The organism is Paraflavitalea sp., assembly GCF_059502485.1.
Map to the genome: position 1 here is coordinate 1,201,573 of NZ_JCACET010000008.1, position 19,646 is coordinate 1,221,218.

A 19,646-nucleotide genomic window follows, 5' to 3' on the forward strand; every position below is an offset into this window, starting at 1 on the left:
TTAGGTGGCTACAGGCATGAACCTCGACAAGTTTTATGACAAGGCCATGGATTGGATCCTTACAGTAGGCCCACGCATTATTGTGGCTATCATTGTGCTATTTATAGGCATCTGGTTTATCCGGTTTGTGAAGCGACAGGCACGCCACCGCATGGAAAAACGGGCGGTATCTTCCACACTGGCGCCTTTTCTCCAAAGCCTGCTCATTACCATTTTATATATCTTGCTGGTGTTGCTGCTGATGCAGATACTGGGCATTCAGATGACGCTGTTTGCGGCTATTGTTGGTGGCCTTGGTGTGGCGGCCGGCCTGGCATTATCAGGCACGCTGCAAAACTTTGCCAGCGGCATTTTGATCCTCCTGATAAAGCCTTTTCGTATAGGTGACATCATCATCACACAAGGGCAGGAGGGAACGGTTACTTCCATCCAGGTGTTCTATACCACGATCATCACTTTCGATAATAAGACGGTGATCGTGCCCAATAGTAAATTATCCAACGAGATCATTATCAACACCAGCCGCGAAGGCAAACGAAGAATGGATATTGAGTTTAAGTTGAATTACGGTATAGAGATCGGGCAGGTGAAAAAGATCATTGAAGAAGTAGTACACCAGGATAAAGATATACTGGATAATCCGGCGCCCCGCGTAGGTATTTCAGTGCTTGACCCGGATGGCTATAAAGTGATGGTAAATGCGTGGGTGGAGCCACAGGGCTTTCAGGATGAAAAGCTGGACCTGCAGGAAAAGATCATTCAAAAGATCAAAGGTGCGGGAATCAAACTGCCGGGCATGGCTTAAGCATTGTCTCTTTTGGCTTCGAGAGAGAAACCAATGGTTGTTCCTACGTCGGGCGTACTACGTACGTGGATGCTCTGCCCGTGCGCTTCGATGATGTGTTTGCAGATAGCCAATCCCAGACCAGTGCCACCCTTATCGCGGCTGCGGGCTGTATCGGTACGGTAGAAGCGTTCAAAGATGCGGTGCAGGTGTTCCTCTTCTATACCAATGCCATCGTCACCTATTTCAATCAATACGTGCTGATCATCTGTCTTATAGACACTGGCCACGATAGTACCATTGGGCTTGCCATACTTGGTAGCATTCTCCACCAGGTTGATCAACACCTGTTTGATCTTTTCTTTATCGGCAAAGACTGTAACAGGAGCTTCGCATCCTTTCTTAATGGTGGTTTTCACACCCTTCTCCTGGATCTTGATGGAGAGAGAATCGTATATCTCGCGGATCAGGTCCTGGATAATGAAGTTCTGTTTGTACAACAGTTGTTCCCCGCTTTCCAGCCTTGAGATGGCGTCGAGGTCATTGACAAGATTCACGAGCCTGTCTACGTTCTTGGAAGTATTCTCCAGAAACTTCTTGCGTATCTTCTCCTCTTCCATGGCGCCTCCCAGCAGTGTATCTACATAGCCCTGAATAGCAAAGATGGGCGTCTTGATCTCGTGGGCGAGGTTTTGCAGGAACTCTTTGCGGTAGGCCTCATTCTTCTGCAGCAGCTCGATCTCTTTCATCCGTCTTTCACCCCAGGCCTCCACGTCTTCACGCACCTCATCGATACTCTTTTGAGGAAGAATGTATTTGAAATAAACCTCTTCTTTTTTAGTAGCCTTGGTTTGGTAGATGAGTTTGTAGATGAGCTTGATCTTCCGGTAGATGAACTTTTCCAGCGTAAAGATGATCAGGCCATAACTGCCGGCAAATACAATGGCAAGGGAGCCTATGCCTACGCGCCAGTCGAAGGTGAACAAAAAGATGCCGATAGCAATAGGTACCGATATGATACCAGCTGTAAAAGCGGCCAATTGCCGCGGGGAAAGATTTTTAGTGGAGAACATGCCCCTTTACTTGACTACGTTTTGATGTGGTACGAAATTAACGCAAGCTGATTAGACATCAAACTTATAGCCTACACCTTTAACAGTAGTAATGCAATCGATGCCCAGCTTTTGACGCACTTTACGGATATGCACGTCGATAGTACGGTCGCCTACGATCACATCATTACCCCAAACCTGGTTCAATATCTCGTTGCGGAGGAATACACGGCCCGGCTTGGAAGCCAGCAGATAGAGGAGTTCAAACTCCTTCTTTGCCAACACCACCGCTTTGCCATCCACTTTTGCTTCAAACTTTACGGGGTCGATCTCCAGGTTATCGATGCGGATCACTTTTTCTCCTTCCGGTTCTTTGGCTGCTGTGCGGCGAAAAAGAGCGTTTACCCGGCTAACCAGTATTTTAGGACTTACCGGTTTGCTGATGTAGTCATCGGCTCCGGTTTCCAATCCCTTTACATGTGAGCCTTCGTCACTTAGGGCAGTCAGGAAAAGGATCAGGGTATCTTTGAAAGAGGGTTGTCCACGCAGGATCTCACAAACTTCCACCCCGTTTTTCTTCGGCATCATAATATCCAGCACAATCAGGTCGGGTTGATTAGAACGGGCTTTGGTCAAGGCTTCATCTCCGTCTTTAGCCGTCACTACATCATAGCCTTCTTTCTGCAGGTTATATTGTATGATCTCCAGGATATCGGGTTCGTCATCAGCGATCAGGATCTTCTTACCTTTAGAATCCATGTTAACAATAAATTTACGCAAAGTTAATTTTCAACTGCATGCGACAAGGGGTGCACCAATTATGAAATTGTTAACAGATATATACGGCAAGCATTGATTTTCCGTTCTATACAACCAATTGGTAGTATTTTTGCTCTTGTAACTGATGCAGATAGCTTAATTATCGTATGAAACCATCTATACTTGTTAGTGCTGTTTTATTGCTGATAGGAAGTGTTGGTCACGGCCAAACAAGTTCTTCTCCTTACAAGATCGCCATGCAACGCGTGCTTTGGCATGAAAACATTGATAAACAACAAGTAAGGTTAATTTCCAGCATCTCCAGGGTAGCCCCCGACGAGTCGGTAGCCCTGCAGATCACCGATGCCCTTGGCCGGGAGGTGGACCAGCTCCAGGAACAGCTGGAAACCGATTCAACGCTCAGCAGCCAGGGCAAGATCAAGTACTTAAGAACTGTAGAATCCACGCTACAACAATTCGACAACAATAAAGGCAAAAAAGACTTTCCGGCTGCCGCCGCTCCTGCACTTATAAAAGGCCTTACCGAATCCATTATGCTGGACAGAAAAGGCGAAAGCGTGGAGCCGGTGGTAGAAGCCAGTGATTATGGGGTCGCCAAAATGCTGGTAGATGGCCTGGCGCCTTTTTCCAATCCTGAGAATCCGGGTTTACGCCCAGCTAAAAATATCCTGATCCGCAAGTATTGTGGCCTGCATCCCGACGAAATATTGCAGGAACTGCGCAAGAACCCATACGTTCCTTTTGCGGACAGTCTGCTTAAAATATCTGCGCACCGTAATATTGGCAAGTTTTACGATTATGCCCAGGCTAAGGGGCCGCTTACCAGCCGCATCAACAGCCACCCGGATACCCTCGTGCGTATGATTGGCCGTATGGCAGGCAGCCGTAATGGACAGATCTATTTCCCCTTTCTCGATAACCTGCTCCGGGGTAAGATCACCCTCCAGCAAATAGACAGTGTAAAGGATAATGATTTCAATTATTTCAGGCTGCTGGTAAAGACCCGCATTGAATATGCAGGTCGCTTGCTACCCCCTGTGCGTGACACGCCAACCGAACTTAAAGCACTGACTACGATGTTGCGCAGCAAGGCCCATCAGTTGTTCGTGCGTGAGATCAATGGCCTGCATGATGTGAATGACCCAAATGTGCGATTCAGGAGCCTGCAAAATCTCACACCGCAGGAACTGTACTATGTAGCCGTACTGAGTGAAGACGAAATATATACTTCCAGCTATGTAAGCGGTGTATACCCACGTATTTTCCAGCGTATGCCCAACCCTCGTGGCGATAGCCTGCTGATGAGCGTGAACGGTGATTATTTCCGCAAATTCATCAAGATGGCAGCGGGCTACAATACCCTCAATGACTTTCTGGGCACCATGGGTAAGGAAGAAGCCGAAACCTTGATGAAAGCATTCGTGATCGGCCTGGAAAGAAATAAGAATGATCGTGCTGATGACCTCGAAGATGCGGTGGATGTGGCCGACTCCTACAGTAGTATCATGGATAAAAATAAAGAGCTGGCCAGTTTTATCCTCAACGAAGTGAAATGGAATTACGACAAGAACGTGCAGGATAATAACAAGCGCGGTATCGTGATCTATAAGTTGCTGAAGATATTATTTGAATCGGCTGATACATCCCGCAAGATGGACCTGTCGGCCATGTTGGGTATTCCTTCCATTTACGGCCAGGATTATGGCCCCCTTGCTGACGACAGTGGCAGGGTGATCCAGCAAGTGTTCTTCTACGGTGATGAAGATAAAGACGGCCAAAACTCCTACATCAACTTCATGGGTATGTTCCGTAACAAGCCCGATTGGAAAGTAGATGAGCGCAATCCTGACTGGACCTCCATCCGGTCGGCCAAAGGAAAGCCCGTATATATTTACGCCAATAAGCCATTGTACAAGCCCAATGTGGAAGAAGACCTCGATGAGAAGGCGCAAATGAAGTTGATCGAGCACCTCGAGAAAAATAACCTGAAGCCTACAGTAGTAGTGCATAGAGGCCATAGCTATCACCTGCCCTATACACTTAAGAAATTGTCGCCATACGCCCGTATCGTGGTGTTGGGTTCCTGCGGAGGATACAACAACCTGAATGAGGTGTTGACCATTTGCCGCGATGCGCACATTATCTCTTCCAAACAGGTAGGTACCAAAACGGTAAATGAGCCTATCCTGGAGGCGATTAACGCCAACCTGGTAGCCGGCAAGAATATCGACTGGATCAACATGTGGAAAGAACTGGGTGGTCGCTTTAAGACCGGTCCTGCCAAAGAGAAGTTCGACGACTATATTCCGCCATATAAAAACCTGGGCGCTATCTTCATCAAAGCCTACTTCAAAGCCATGGGCGAGTAAGGCCACGCAACGTTTTCTGTTAAGAAACTGTTACATCATGTAGTTATCGGGGCATTGATCAGCGGTTTGGGCCGCAGAACAAGAAACGGTAAACCGTAAACCCGAATCTGTTGTTATCTTTGCCCGCTTCCATTATGTCAGAAAAAGGTTCAGCCAAGAGGATATTTGATTTTAGTTTGCTTCGCCGGGTATTCCGGTTTGCAGCGCCCTATAAAAAGAAGTTCTACATTTCTTTGGGATTGGCTATCCTGCTGGCTATACTTTCTCCCATACGTCCCTGGCTGATACAAATTACCATCAACGACTGGGTGCCAAAAGGCGCCAACGCACTGGATAAGATCACTAAAGCATCTATAGTAGATGTCGTGATCTGGATTACCCTTATTCAGGTTGGCTTATTGGTGGTGGAAGTGTTATTCCGCTTTTATTTCTCGTTCATTACAGCCTGGCTGGGGCAAACAGTAGTAAAAGACCTGCGGGTAAAAGTGTACAGGAAAGTGTTGGGCCTGAATCTTTCGCAGTTCGATACCACACCCATCGGCACCCTCACTACCCGTACCATCAATGATATTGAGGCTATCAACGATGTTTTTGCAGAGGGACTGATCCCCATCATTGCTGACCTGCTTTCTATCATCGCTATCCTGGTGTTTATGTTCTGGGTAGATTGGCGGCTCACGTTGATCAGCCTGGCGCCTTTCCCCTTCCTGATCATTGCCACATACTATTTCAAAGAAAGCGTCAACAAATCATTTATCCGTGTGCGGAATGCCGTGTCGGCTTTGAATGCTTTTGTACAGGAGCACATTACTGGTATGGGTATCGTTCAGGCTTTTGCTTCCGAAGAAAGACAGCTCAACAAGTTTAAAAAGATCAACCGCGAGCACCGCAATGCCAACACCAACGCCATCTTCGCGTACTCTGTGTTTTTCCCACTGGTAGAGATCGTGTTGGCAGTTAGTATCGGTTTGATGGTATGGTGGGCAGCCAACCAATCACTGGCTTTAAAAGAGATGCTGAGGGCTGAAGATGCGCAGAGCCTGATTGGTAAGATGATCTCTTTTTACCTCTGCTTAAACCTGCTGTTCCGCCCGCTGCGGGTGATAGCTGATAAGTTCAACGTATTACAGATGGGCATGGTGGCCAGCGAGCGCGTGTTCAAAGTGTTGGATAATGACGATTACATTAAAACAGAAGGCACCTATGCGCCGGATCATGTAAAAGGCAAGATCGTATTCGATCATGTGTCTTTTGCCTATGTGGAAGATCGCTACGTGCTGAAAGATATTTCCTTTACTGCTTTACCCGGTGAGACGATCGCCATCGTGGGACATACGGGCAGTGGTAAAACATCTATCATCAGTTTGCTGAACCGGCTTTATCATATTCAGCAAGGCACCCTCAGCATCGATGATGTAAAGATCGAAGATTACAAGCTGGACGCGTTGCGTAAGAACATCGGCGTCGTGCTGCAGGATGTGTTCCTGTTCTCCGGTTCTGTGCTGGACAACATTACCCTGCGTAACCCAGCCATCAGCCGTGAGCAGGTTATTGCTGCTGCCAAAATGATCGACATGCATGATTTCATTATGCAGTTGCCCGGCGGCTACGATTACAATGTGATGGAGCGGGGGAGTAGCCTTTCCCTGGGGCAGCGGCAGCTGTTGTCCTTCATCCGGGCGCTTTTGTACAATCCTTCCATCCTCATCCTCGATGAGGCCACCTCTTCTGTGGACACCGAAAGCGAAATACTTATTCAAAAAGCCATCGATAAGCTCATTGCCGGCCGTACCTCCATTGTCATTGCCCACCGCCTGTCCACCATCCGCAAGGCCAGCAAGATCATCGTGCTCGACAAAGGCGAGATCAAAGAGATTGGCAACCACGAAGAGCTCATGCGTAACCAGGGCTTCTACTTCAAACTCCACCAGATGCAGTTTGAAAAACAAGGGATTATGTAGGCTCGATTACCCCGCTGAAATTTGAAAGAAACGATAATTTATTTAGTAATTTAGGGCTATGAAACAGTATCAGTCGGATAATGAAGAACAGAAGAATGTCCTCCGGGAGGATCCTGTTCCGTACGGCAATGCTGACGAGCAGGAAGAGGCCCGTTTATTACGGATAATGAACATGTCTGATATAGAAAAGCTCAAAAGTTTCACCCAGATGCTGCGTAGAAACGCTATGTACAAGAAAGCCAAGGTCACCCACAAAGATTAATATTCTCTTTCACTATGGATGTTTTGGATGAAGAATTGCTTCAGTTCTGGAAAGTGCTGAATACCAATCATGTAAGATACATAATGGTAGGTGGCTTTGCTACAAGATTTCATGGCTTTGACCGTACAACTGACGACCTTGATATGTGGTTGGATGATACCGTTGAAAACAGGAGAAACCTGCGTAAATCCTTTAAGGATTTAGGTTATGGCGACTTTTCATCGCTGGAAATGATGCAGTTTGTCCCTGGGTGGACCAACTTCTATATTGGGGGTGGCATTGAGTTGGATATCATGACCGAAATGAAAGGATTAGAGGGTTTTTCTTTTAAAGAATGCCTTTCAAAAGCTTCTTTTGCAGACTTGAATGGTATAGAGGTGCCTTTTCTCCATATTAACCACCTGATAGACAATAAAAAAGCTGTAAATCGCCCTAAAGACCAGCTTGATGTAATACAATTAGAGAAAATCCAACAACTCAGGAAGAAATCAGGTCAATAGCGGACCCATTTACCATTTCCGGCAATTGTTCATAAATACTTCATTCCAACGCTCATTTTTGGTACCCCGTCCTTATCTTTGCGCCAAATTTCAGGAACAGTATGGCTTTCAAACGTTTCAAATCCTTATCAGTAGCGGTTTTCAGCCTGTTTTTAGTGCTTTTATCCGGTTCGGCCATGGCCAACGATGGAGGAGGTACTGAGGGCAAGTTTGACCCAGGTAAGGAAATGCTGGATCACATTGCAGACGCACACGAATTTCACTTTTTTACCATAAAACACGAAGGTGGTCATGATTTCCATGCTACCCTCCCTCTCCCTGTCATCTTGTATTCTCCCCAAAGAGGCTTAAGCGTATTCATGTCTTCTAAATTCCACCACGGAACAGAGGCACACGAAGGCTACAAGCTGGTAGAGCATGACATAATACCCGTTAAAGAAGATGGTTCTGTAGACGAGAGCGTAAAAGTGTACGATTTCTCCCTCACTAAGAACGTGGTACAAATGCTCCTGGCATTGCTTATACTGGTACTGATAATGACCCGGATGGCTAAGAAATACAAGTCTGGCCAGGGTCTTACTTCTGCCCCTAAAGGCTTGCAAAACGCTGTAGAGCCGGTGATCCTGTTTGTGCGTGATGATGTGGCCAAGCCCAACCTGCACCACAAAGCAGATAGATACATGCCCTACCTGCTCACGTTGTTCTTCTTCATCCTGATCAATAACTTGTTTGGTTTGCTGCCCGGTAGCGCCAACGTAACTGGTAATATTGCTTTTACAGCTGTTTTGGGTATCATCTCCCTGATCGTTATCCTGTTCAGCACCAACTCACATTTCTGGGGTCATATCTTCTGGTTTCCAGGTGTGCCTGTTCCGGTAAAGATCCTGATGCTGCCTGTAGAGTTGATGGGTGTATTCACCAAGCCTTTCGCCCTCATCGTGCGTTTGTTCGCCAACATGACAGCGGGTCACATCATCATCCTGAGCTTCGTGAGCCTGATCTTCATCTTTACTGAAATGACAAAGACCGCGGGTATCGCGTTTACGCCGGTATCTATCGCTTTTGCCGTTTTCATTTATATGATCGAGATCTTGGTAGCATTCATCCAGGCATACATCTTTACCAACCTGACTGCGGTATTCATCAGCCAGGCCATCGGGGATCATCATTTTGAAGAAGATCCTCATCACTAAACCGAATTAAGTTTCTTTTTAATTATAAAAATCAGAATCATGGATTTAATGAACATCATGTTGGAAGTTTCCGGTAGCTGGTCACACTTTGGTGGTGCTGTAGGTGCTGGTCTTGCTGCTATTGGCGCAGGTATCGGTATCGGTCAGATCGGTAAAGGTGCTACTGAAGCTATTGCACGTCAGCCGGAAGCTGCAAACGACATCCGTGGTGGTATGATCCTGACAGCTGCCTTCGTAGAAGGTGTTGCGCTGTTCGCAGTAATCGCTGGTCTGCTGGCGGTACTGAAATAATCATACTTCCCAACTTAGTACTGCACCTGAAGCACAGGGCGGAGGGTGCAGTTACTTCTAAAACAAAGAATTTAAGCTTTATAATACTATTTATATGAGTTTGTTAACTCCCCATCTTGGTTTTTTCGTCTGGACTTTGATCGCTTTTATTATTGTTTTCTTATTACTGAAGAAGTTTGCCTGGAAGCCTATCCTGAAGTCTCTGAAGGACAGGGAAACCGGTATTGCTGAATCACTTGCTTCTGCAGAGAAAGTAAAGGCTGAAATGGCCCAGTTGAAGAGCGAGAACGAAGCCCTGCTGGCTAAGGCGCGTGAAGAAAGAGCACAACTGCTGAAAGAAGCCCGTGACACTAAAGACAAGATCATCAACGAAGCTAAAGAACAAGCTAAAGTGGAAGCCAACAAGATCATTGCTGAAGCACAGGCTGCTATCCAAAACCAGAAGATGGCTGCTATCACTGAGGTGAAGAACCAGGTGGGTACGCTTGTGATCGAAGTAGCTGAGAAGGTATTGCGCCGTGAGCTGTCTGGCAAAGCTGATCAGGAGACTTTCATTAAACAACTGACGAACGAAGTAAAATTAAATTAATAGCTATTAGCCCTTAGCTATAAGCTGTTAGTCAAACAGCCTTAGCTAAAAGCTAATTCCTAAAAGCTAAACGCTATATAAATGCTTAATCCCCGGTTAGCAGGCAGGTACGCGAAGAGTTTGGTTGATCTGGCTATCGAGCGCAATCAACTGGAAACGGTTTATAATGACATGCTTTTTTTACAATCTGTATGTAAGAAGAGCCGTGAATTCGTAACGCTGTTAAAGAGCCCTGTAATTTCTGCCGACAAGAAAGATGCTATTTTACAAGCTGTTACAGGTGGTAAAGTAAGCGAGATCACCGCAGCCTTTAATAAATTACTGGTGAAGAAAGGCCGTGAGGCTGGCTTGCCAGAGATCATCACTGCTTTTATCGAGCAATACAAGAAGAAGAAAGGTATCTACACCGTGAAGCTGACCACTGCCGTACCGGTAAGCGATGAGCTGAAACAACAGATCATTGCCAAGATCCAACAGCAAACTGCTATGCAGAATGTAGACCTGGAAACTGCCGTGAAAGATGAACTGATTGGTGGTTTTGTACTGGAGCTGGGCGACACACTGGTTGATGGTAGCATTGCTTACGATCTGAACAAGATCAAGGCCCAGTTCATGAATAATGACTTTATCTATAAGATTAGATAAGATAATAACAAATAACAAACTATAAACAGTTAGATATGGTAGACATTAAGCCTGATGAAATATCAGCGATATTACGCCAGCAGCTGAGCAACTTCAACGCGGCTGCCGACCTGGAAGAGGTTGGTACCGTACTGCAGGTGGGCGACGGTATTGCCCGTGTTTACGGGTTGAACAATGTAAGTTCCGGGGAACTGGTTGAATTTGAGAACGGAGTACGTGCGATAGCCCTGAACCTGGAAGAAGACAACGTGGGTGTGGTATTGATGGGTGAAAGCGGTGATATCAAGGAAGGCGCTAAAGTGCGTCGTACCGGTAAGATCGCTTCTATCAATGTTGGTGAAGGTATGCTGGGTCGCGTGGTAAATACATTAGGTCAACCGATCGATGGTAAAGGTCCCATCGCTGGTGAGCGTTACGAAATGCCCCTGGAGCGTAAAGCCCCCGGTGTTATCTTCCGTGAGCCTGTAAAAGAACCTCTCCAGACTGGTTTGAAAGCCATCGACGCCATGATTCCTGTTGGTCGTGGACAGCGTGAGCTGATCATCGGTGACCGTCAGACTGGTAAAACAGCTATCGCGATCGATACCATTATCAATCAAAAAGAGTTTTTTGAAGCCGGCAAACCGGTTTATTGTATATATGTAGCTATCGGGCAGAAAGCCTCTACCATCGCTGGTGTGATGAAAACACTGGAAGATGCTGGCGCTATGCCTTTCACTACGATCGTAGCAGCTTCTGCTTCTGATCCTGCTCCTTTGCAGTTCTACGCTCCTTTCGCGGGTGCTGCCATCGGTGAGTTCTTCCGTGATACCGGACGTCCTGCCCTGATCATTTACGATGATCTCTCCAAGCAGGCGGTAGCTTACCGTGAGGTTTCTCTGCTGCTGCGTCGTCCCCCAGGCCGTGAGGCTTATCCTGGTGACGTATTCTACCTGCACAGCCGTTTGCTCGAGCGCGCTGCCAAGGTTATCAATGACGACAGTGTTGCCAAGAACATGAACGACCTCCCGGAGTCTATCAGACACCTGGTAAAAGGTGGTGGTTCTTTGACGGCTCTGCCAATCATCGAAACACAAGCTGGTGACGTATCTGCTTATATCCCCACTAACGTAATCTCTATCACCGACGGACAGATCTTCCTCGAAGGTAACCTGTTCAACAGTGGTATCCGTCCTGCGATCAACGTAGGTATCTCCGTTAGCCGTGTAGGTGGTAACGCTCAGATCAAGTCGATGAAGAAAGTAGCTGGTACCCTGAAGCTTGACCAGGCGCTGTATCGTGAGATGGAAGCGTTCTCTAAGTTCGGTGGTGACCTCGATGCTGCTACCAAGCTGGTACTCGATAAAGGTGCCCGTAACGTAGAGATCCTGAAGCAACCTCAATACACACCGTTTGCTGTAGAAAAGCAAGTAGCTATTATCTACCTCGGTACACAAGGCTTGCTGCGTGAAGTAGCAGTTAAACGTGTAAGAGAATTTGAAGAACACTTCCTGATGGAAATGGACAACAAATTGCCTGATGTATTGGCGCAGTTCAAGAAAGGAAATCTGCCTGAAGATGGCATCAAGAAGATGGTTACATTGGCCAAAACTTTAATGCCTCAGTACAAGTAATTAGCAATTAAACGCTTTTACGTATAGCAAAATCCCCTTCGTTAATTTACGAAGGGGATTTTTGTTTATTGTAAATCAATGTATAACCGAAACAGTCACGACATAAGTCAAAAAAAAGTTGGCTGGGGCTATTGCATTAGTCAAATATTGTTTCAATCTTTGACCCACGATCAACGATAACGCATCACGATCGCCTCTCTCCAAACAGTACCAATCTCCCTGTTAAAACCGTACCCAGTTCCTCCCATCCAATTCCGTTTTCACAGTTATTAGTTTATCTATTATTCTATCCTACATTCTACGAAATAAACCGGTCGTTTCCAACTCCTGTGGGGCCTAAGCATCGCTTTTCCGTCCCTAAAATATAAGTTATGAAAACGTACCTGTACCAAAATTTACATGCTACACCCATTATTCTACAACATATTTTCAGGTGGTTATTATTGCCCCTGTTGTTACTAACCTGGTCATTGACCAGTTTCTCTCAGAAAACTAAAACGAGCACTGGCAAGAATGTAGTATTGAATTGGAGCACGCCTGTATCTGCCAGCTATAGTCACTTTGTAATTGAACGTAGTTTGAACAATGCCGACTTTTCGGAAGTAGGTTTATTGTTTACCAGCGACGACGCAAAGGTAGGAGAAAATGTAAGCTATGTTTTTTCAGATGATGTTAAGAACGTACGCAAGGGATTTATTTACTACCGTATCAATATGGTAGATATGAAAGGAAAGGTTCAGAAATCGGTTAATCATACAGTATACACGTTAGATCATCAGCCTACGCCGGTAGTAAAAGTTTCTCCTAACCCGGTAACGAGTGATCTTCGCATCAACCTGCCTTTGTCATGGAAAGATAAATATGTGTCCATTGAGTTGTTGAACAACAATGGCCAGGTGGTGAAGCATTCCCTGAACCAACAGACTGCTTTAACTGAAACGATCTCTGTAGCAGACCTGACCGATGGCATCTATGTGCTTCGTGTGTCGAATGGCAGTGAAACAGTAATTCAACGGATCATTAAGTCTAAATAAGATATTCAACGATTTATTTAAAGGGTACGATCAACAAACGCCGACCCGATTCCTCGGGATGGCTTTTCTTAAACTTTAACAAGTTTTTCCCGTACCTCCGATAGGGTTTATTAAAGTGTCGCTTGTCATAGTAGTAAAGAGGATTTAGTGAAAGAAAGGTTTGTGTGTTACCAACTTGATTTTAAGTTATCTATATAAGAGTTTATTTTAAAGGGTACGATCAACAAACGCCGTCCCGATTCTTCGGGATGGCTCTTTTAAAACTGCAACGGATACCCTGCAGTCATCTACCCGAGCCAACTGCTTATAAAAAATATTTAGCTTTTTTAAAGGGTACGATCAACAAATGCCGTCCCGATTCCTCGGGATGGCTCTTTTAAAAACTGCAACAGATACCCTGCAGTCATCTACCCGAGCCAACTGCTTATAAAAATATTTAACCTTTTTTAAAGGGTACGATCAACAAACGGCCAGGCTTTTCTAAGTCAGGCCTTATTTTTTTAATGCAGGATAACGGCTATGTTTGCAGTACTATGAGCCGTATCAAACTCCTCCTTATAATAGCCCTCTTATTGCCGGGCGCTTTGCTTGCCTGTTTAAATGAATATTATCGTGCTGAGCTTCCTTTGGCTGGTGGCAAGTTGGACCTGTCTCTCTTGTTATATAGTAAAAAAGATGTACGCCCCTACTGGATGCATGGATTTAAGAGCGATATGATCGTAGATAATCCATTCGAAAAGAGAAAGGATTCTTTACAGAAAATAGGATTGAGTAAGCTGGATTATAAAGGCCTGTCAGACTATGCAGCGATTGAGCTAAGGATTGGCGACAAAAACAAGGCAGTTGAAATGCTGGAGAAACTGTATACGCAATATCCGAATGAATATAATATTGTGGCCAACCTGGGTACTGGATATGAGTTAATTGATAATGATAGCAAAGCATTGGAGTTGTTGAAAAAGGCAGTAGCTATCAACCCTCAATCTCATTATAGCTCTGAGTGGATCCATGTCAATATATTGGAACAGAAAACAGGCGCCAAACAATATGATAAGATCATCAATCTGGGCATTAAAGACTTTTCAGACTGGATCATCGATAAAAGTTATGAGTTTCCTCAAAAGCCAAACTCTCTTCAAATACAGATTGCTTATCAGTTGCACGAACGTATAGGTTTTATAGCTCCTCCTGATGATATTGTAGGGCAATTGGTATTGGACTTCGCTGATATTGTTGCTAAAAGTGAATCGTATGATGCTGCTATTCCTTTTTATGAATATGCAGGGCATTATAGTGCCTCCCTGCAGAAGGTAGTCGAGGATCGTAAGGCAGTGCTGAAGTCTGAAAAGAAGGAGATCGTGAAGAACTTCCGTTGGGCCAGTGTAGTATGGGCGCTCCCTTTAATCGCTTTTTTCATGATCTTCTTTGCCTGGATAAAGACCATGCGCAGAAATAAGAAGGCTCAGCAATAATTAACTCACCGCTACTGTTTCCGATTTCACGAAGTTCCTCATGCGGCTCAGGAATTGTGTAAGCTGCTGCATGTCTTTGATATTGTCTGCTATCAACAGGAATAATTTGCCTGTTTGCTTCAGCTTCGCGTTGTTGGTGTACTTCTGAATATAGGTAAGTATCTCGCGGAATGTATCAGATTCAAAGTAAGGAGAATCTGCTTTATTGATGAAGAAGCACTTCAGTGTTTCATCCCTCAACAACATCTTCTCAAAGCCCAGCTCTACAGCCAACTTTCGGCTGCGCACGGTGTCAAACAAGTCTTCTACCTGCTTGGGAATAGGGCCAAAGCGATCCTGCAGTTCCTGTGCAAACTCCTGCAAGGCTGCTTCGTCTTCACAGTTGTCGAGACGGGTATATAATGACAGTCTTTCTGTAATACTTTCTACATAACTGTCCGGTATCAGTATTTCCAGGTCGGTATCGATGGTACAATCCTGTACGTAATCTTCCTGCTTGGATATTTCTTCTTTGAAGAGTGCGCGGAACTCTGTGCGCTTAAGTTCCTTGATGGCTTCGTCGAGGATCTTCTGGTACATCTCAAAACCAATCTCGGCCATGAAGCCACTCTGTTCACCTCCCAGCATGTTTCCGGCGCCGCGTATATCGAGGTCGCGCATGGCAATCTGGAAGCCGCTGCCCAGTTCACTGTGTTGTTCCAGGGTTTGTAAACGTTTCCTGGAATCATCGGGCAGGGTGCTCATCGGGGGGGCCATCAGGTAACAGAAGGCTTTCTTATTACTCCTGCCTACACGTCCACGCAACTGGTGCAGGTCACTAAGGCCAAACTGATGAGCATTATTGATAATAATGGTATTTACATTGGCAATGTCCACGCCGCTCTCCACGATATTGGTACACACGAGCACATCGTATTTCTTATCAATGAAATCCATGATGCGCTCTTCCAGGTCGTGTCCTTCCATTTGTCCATGGGCTGTGCCAATACTGAGGTCGGGACATAAACCCTGTATAAGGCCTGCCATCTCGCTGAGGCCGAGTACCCGGTTATGGATAAAGAATACCTGTCCGCCACGCTCTGTTTCAAAGTAGATGGCATCGCGGATAGCATCTTCATTGAATACTATTACTTCCGTTTGTATGGGTTGACGGTTAGGAGGTGGTGTATTGATGATGCTCAGGTCACGGGCACCCATGAGACTAAACTGTAAAGTACGCGGTATCGGTGTAGCAGTAAGTGTAAGACAATCTACGTTGGTGCGCAGGGTCTTGATCTTTTCCTTGTGTGCTACGCCAAACTTCTGTTCTTCGTCAATGACCAGTAAGCCAAGGTCTTTAAACTTGACCTCCTTGCCCAATATACCATGAGTACCTATGATAATGTCGATCTTACCTTCTTCCAGTCGCTTCAGGGTCTCTTTCTTTTCCTTTGCTGATTTGAAGCGATTGATATAATCAACAGTTACCGGGAAGTCTTTTAAACGCTCTTTAAATGTTTTGTAATGCTGGAAGGCGAGGATGGTAGTAGGTACCAATACTGCAGCCTGCTTGCCATCGCAACATGTTTTGAATGCAGCGCGCACAGCAACTTCTGTTTTACCAAATCCTACGTCACCGCAAACCAGCCTGTCCATAGGGGAAGGCAGCTCCATGTCCTTCTTCACATCGGCTGAAGCCTTGCTTTGATCAGGCGTATCCTCATAAATGAAAGAGGCTTCCAGCTCGGTTTGCATATAGTTGTCGGGCGAGTGCTGGAATCCCTGCTGCGCCTTGCGCTGCGCGTATAGCTTGATAAGGTCGAAGGCAATTTCCTTGACCTTGACCTTTGTCTTCTCTTTCAGTTTGGCCCAGGCATCGCTACCCAGTTTATTGACCTTGGGTACGGTGCCTTCCTTGCCGGTGTATTTGGATATTTTGTGCAATGAATTGATGTTCACGTACAAAATATCACTGTCCTTATACAGGATGCGCACGGCTTCCTGCATTTTACCATTCACCTCTATCTTCTGTAAGCCACTATAAGTACCTACACCGTGGTCGATGTGGGTTACATAATCGCCCGGCTGCAGCTCCCGCAGGGTGCGCAGGGTAAGGGCTTTATTTTTATTATAAGCCTGCTTTACCTTGTACTTGTGGTACCGCTGGAATATCTGGTGATCGGTATAGCAAACTACTTTGAGGTCTTCTTCAATGAAGCCCTGGTGTATGGAGGTTGGGACAGGTGTAAACTGTATCTCCGCTTTCAGGTCTTCAAAGATACTATTGAGCCTTTCCAGCTGCCGTGGGTTCTCTGCAAAGAGGTAGAGTGCAAATCCTTTGGCAGACCACTGCTTCAGGTCCTTGATCAGCATATCGAACTGGCGGTTGAAGGCTGGCTGATCTTTGGTGTTGAACAGAATGGTAAACGGTGAGTAGTCATTGCCTTTTGCTTCGTTGAAGCTGGAGGTATAACCATACTCTATGATGTGGCGATTTTGTAGTTGTTGTTCCAGCATATCGGCTGGTACAAAGTCGTCGGTTTTGATGTTGGCTTTTATGAGTCTTACTTCTTCATCCTCTTCCTGCGCTTTATTTCTGGCCTCTTTCCCTTTTGGGGCTGGCGCTGCGCTGGCTGCGGCAGCAGCTTCCCGCTGCATGTTCATGAACAGGTCCAGGTCTTCTTCCTGCGTAAGCAGCTTCTCTTTGGTGAGCGCCCAATCCTGTATCCATACCACGGTATTTTCCGGCAGGAAGTCGAACAGGGAGGTTTTCTCTTCGCTGTCGAACTGTGTCTCCACGTTGGGAATGATGGTCACTTGCAGCAGCTTGCGTTCGCTCAGCTGCGATTCCGGATCGAAGATGCGGATGGAGTCTACATCATTGCCAAACAGCTCAACGCGGTAAGGCTTTTCGTTGCCAAAGGAATAGATATCGAGGATACCGCCGCGTAGTGCAAACTGCCCGGGCTCATAAACAAAGTCGGTACGTTGAAAGCCGTAGCCTACCAGTTGCTCCATCAATCCATCTACATTGATCGTGTCGCCTGATTTGAGGTAGATGATATTGCCGGATAATGAATCGGGCAATACTACTTTCTCAAACAATGCTTCGGGGTAAGTGATCAGCATGCCGGCACGATTGCCTTTTCCGGCAGCATGTGCTGCAAAGCGGGTAAGGGCTTCTGTGCGCAGCATTACGTGCGACGAGTTCAACAGACGGAAGTTCTTCCTGTTCTTGAATGAAGAGGGGAAGAAGTATATGTTCAGTGCATTGGTAAGGTTCTCGAGCGAGTTGTGCAGATAGGCTGCTGCTTCTGAATCTTCACAAATGACGATGTGGTTCTGCTGACTGTTGGATGCGTTTTGAAAGATGGTGCCGATAACAAAGGCTGGCGAGCTTCCGTGGAGGTGGCTGCAGTAGATGTGTTGTGGCTGGGCAAATGAAATCCTGTCCGCCAGTTGAAAAAGGCGGGGGTTATTTTTATAACTATCCAGCAACGACTGCAAATTCATAACAACGGGCGCAAAGATACGAAAAAGCGGGGAGAGGTTGAGGTCGTTGATAAGTTAACAGGTTGATAAGGTGAAAAGGTGAGTCGTGAGTTGTCAGTTGTGAGGGCGTTTGCATCGATGTCAGCAGATAACTTTGGCGTGGGTTGGCGATGCTAAATTGTTATAGCAATTGATTGAAATCAAGGTAGTTAGTGTTTACTACAAAGCACTGAAAAAACGAAAAATATTAATGCACGTAAAGTGGAAATAAAGTAATCTTTCCGCCGTAGTAGAATAAAAAAATGCTCTACATTAGCACCCGACTCGATTGCTTGCCATTAAGGCACTTGCTGGAGCAGCTATTAGTTGCTCCTTTTTTTGTGCCCTGTCCGCGCCGGGTCTTCGCCCGGGATCATTCCTGCTAATGCGTGCGCTTTTTCGTATATTTAAGTAAACTCATCTTATGGTACAACCCTGGCGCACAGGTAAGGTTATACGCATTACAGATGAAACTTCCACTACTAAACGTTTCTGGATACAGGTGCCTGAACTGGAGTCCTTCGATTTTACACCTGGCCAGTTTGTAACGCTTGACCTGCCTATTCATGAGAAGCCCAACAAGCGTTGGCGCAGTTACTCTATTGCTTCCTGGCCTGATGGTTCCAATGTTTTTGAGCTGGTGATCGTGTTGCTGGAAGGTGGTGCGGGAACGCATTATCTCTTCAATGAAGTGCGGGAAGGTTCTGAGCTCATCTTGCGTGGCCCACAGGGAGTATTTGTATTACCAGAGCCGGTAGACCGCGATCTGTTCTTTATTTGTACTGGTACCGGCGTGGCGCCTTTCCGGTCTATGAGTTATCATATCCTCAACAACCAGGTTCCTCACCAAACCATTTACCTCGTATTTGGCTGCCGCAGGTTTGGCGATGCCTTGTATGCTAATGAGCTGAAGGATCTGGAAACTAAAGTGTCGAGCTTTCGCTATATACCTACTTTTTCGCGGGAAACGCCGGGCGATTACTGTACCGGTTATGTTCATGGGGTGTATGAAAACATCTGTAAAGAGAATAAGTTCCCTTCTCCAGACAATCCTGAACTGCTGGTACCCAAGCCGGCTTATTTCTTTTTATGTGGCTGGAAAGATATGATCGATGAGGCCAAGCAACGCATACAGGGTCTGGGCTATGATAAAAAGTCCATTCACCAGGAACTGTACGGATAGCTTATTAGTTCTTGCCGCTGCTACCGGTTTGCTGCGACATTTTCCTTTTGGAAATATCCGACAGCTTCGCATTAGCGCTATCATCCTTGGCTGTAATAGGAATAACCGGAATATGGAGTTCCTTTAACCTTTGTTCAAGACCGGCTTTTTCTTTCTGGAGCTCCAAAATGTCGGCATGGTTGCTCAACATTTCATTTTCTAACTCCAATACTTTCTTATTGAGCGATTTGATCTGACCTTTCCTAAGCAAGAAGCCCGTCAGAAAAGAAAATAGGATAATGCCCCCTAACAGGTAAGCGTTCACAGGAATAATGATTGCAAGCATAGACAGCTTTTTAGGGTAAAGAACCTCTGGTTTTTTAAATGCCAGCTATCCTGTTACAAGGACTTGGTTACCAATTTGTATAG

17 protein-coding genes are annotated in these 19,646 nt (G+C 45.9%); 13 read left to right on the plus strand and 4 right to left on the minus strand.

The features are described from left to right. Positions 1-4 precede the first annotated feature (4 nt). The gene (locus AC5JBY_RS07745) at positions 5-805 is read left to right on the plus strand and encodes a mechanosensitive ion channel family protein (RefSeq protein ID WP_495903994.1); all 801 of its coding nucleotides are present in this window, start codon (positions 5-7) and stop codon (positions 803-805) included. Here AC5JBY_RS07745 and AC5JBY_RS07750 read toward each other — a convergent pair. Further along, positions 802-1,857 (minus strand): sensor histidine kinase, encoded by a 1,056-nt coding sequence (locus tag AC5JBY_RS07750; protein ID WP_495903995.1) that lies wholly within the window; start codon positions 1,855-1,857, stop codon positions 802-804. The genes AC5JBY_RS07745 and AC5JBY_RS07750 overlap by 4 nt on opposite strands. Positions 1,858-1,908: 51 nt before the next feature. Next, complete coding sequence (locus AC5JBY_RS07755) at positions 1,909-2,595, minus strand: response regulator (protein ID WP_495903996.1); 687 nt, start codon at positions 2,593-2,595, stop codon at positions 1,909-1,911. Between the two features lie 167 nt (positions 2,596-2,762). Between AC5JBY_RS07755 and AC5JBY_RS07760 the strand changes: the two genes are divergently transcribed. The 11 genes from AC5JBY_RS07760 (at position 2,763) to AC5JBY_RS07810 (ending at position 14,545) form a co-directional block, all read left to right on the plus strand. Continuing rightward, entirely contained in the window at positions 2,763-4,985 is a 2,223-nt protein-coding gene (locus AC5JBY_RS07760; RefSeq protein WP_495903997.1) for a hypothetical protein, read from the plus strand. A 134-nt stretch (positions 4,986-5,119) separates the two neighbouring features. Beyond that, complete coding sequence (locus tag AC5JBY_RS07765; protein ID WP_495903998.1) at positions 5,120-6,946, plus strand: ABC transporter ATP-binding protein; 1,827 nt, start codon at positions 5,120-5,122, stop codon at positions 6,944-6,946. Between the two features lie 58 nt (positions 6,947-7,004). Further along, complete coding sequence (locus tag AC5JBY_RS07770) at positions 7,005-7,208, plus strand: hypothetical protein (RefSeq protein WP_495903999.1); 204 nt, start codon at positions 7,005-7,007, stop codon at positions 7,206-7,208. A gap of 14 nt (positions 7,209-7,222) precedes the next feature. Continuing rightward, a complete protein-coding gene (locus AC5JBY_RS07775; protein WP_495904000.1) occupies positions 7,223-7,708 on the plus strand; it encodes a hypothetical protein in 486 nt (161 codons plus the stop codon). A gap of 101 nt (positions 7,709-7,809) precedes the next feature. Further along, entirely contained in the window at positions 7,810-8,901 is a 1,092-nt protein-coding gene (gene atpB / locus AC5JBY_RS07780) for a F0F1 ATP synthase subunit A (RefSeq protein ID WP_495904001.1), read from the plus strand. 39 nt (positions 8,902-8,940) lie between these two features. Further along, entirely contained in the window at positions 8,941-9,192 is a 252-nt protein-coding gene (gene atpE, locus AC5JBY_RS07785; protein WP_495904002.1) for an ATP synthase F0 subunit C, read from the plus strand. 94 nt (positions 9,193-9,286) lie between these two features. Continuing rightward, complete coding sequence (atpF, locus tag AC5JBY_RS07790; RefSeq protein ID WP_495904003.1) at positions 9,287-9,781, plus strand: F0F1 ATP synthase subunit B; 495 nt, start codon at positions 9,287-9,289, stop codon at positions 9,779-9,781. Positions 9,782-9,862: 81 nt separating this feature from the next. Beyond that, positions 9,863-10,426: an ATP synthase F1 subunit delta gene (gene atpH / locus AC5JBY_RS07795; protein ID WP_495904004.1), complete on the plus strand. Its 564-nt coding sequence runs from the start codon at positions 9,863-9,865 to the stop codon at positions 10,424-10,426. A gap of 35 nt (positions 10,427-10,461) precedes the next feature. Further along, positions 10,462-12,039, plus strand: coding sequence for a F0F1 ATP synthase subunit alpha (atpA, locus tag AC5JBY_RS07800; protein ID WP_495904005.1), 1,578 nt, complete (start codon positions 10,462-10,464; stop codon positions 12,037-12,039). 371 nt (positions 12,040-12,410) lie between these two features. Then, on the plus strand, positions 12,411-13,073 hold the full coding sequence (locus tag AC5JBY_RS07805; protein WP_495904006.1) for a T9SS type A sorting domain-containing protein: 663 nt from the start codon (positions 12,411-12,413) through the stop codon (positions 13,071-13,073). A 533-nt stretch (positions 13,074-13,606) separates the two neighbouring features. Next, positions 13,607-14,545 (plus strand): tetratricopeptide repeat protein, encoded by a 939-nt coding sequence (locus tag AC5JBY_RS07810; protein WP_495904007.1) that lies wholly within the window; start codon positions 13,607-13,609, stop codon positions 14,543-14,545. On the opposite strand, the gene mfd is transcribed toward AC5JBY_RS07810, so the two are convergent. Next, on the minus strand, positions 14,546-18,037 hold the full coding sequence (mfd, locus tag AC5JBY_RS07815; RefSeq protein ID WP_495904008.1) for a transcription-repair coupling factor: 3,492 nt from the start codon (positions 18,035-18,037) through the stop codon (positions 14,546-14,548). It lies immediately after the preceding gene. 442 nt (positions 18,038-18,479) lie between these two features. Here mfd and AC5JBY_RS07820 point away from each other — a divergent pair, with 442 nt between their 5' ends. Further along, positions 18,480-19,238, plus strand: coding sequence for a ferredoxin--NADP reductase (locus tag AC5JBY_RS07820; RefSeq protein ID WP_495904009.1), 759 nt, complete (start codon positions 18,480-18,482; stop codon positions 19,236-19,238). 4 nt (positions 19,239-19,242) lie between these two features. Here the strand turns inward: AC5JBY_RS07820 and AC5JBY_RS07825 are convergent, their stop codons facing one another. Then, positions 19,243-19,563, minus strand: coding sequence for a hypothetical protein (locus tag AC5JBY_RS07825; protein WP_495904010.1), 321 nt, complete (start codon positions 19,561-19,563; stop codon positions 19,243-19,245). Positions 19,564-19,646: the final 83 nt, after the last annotated feature.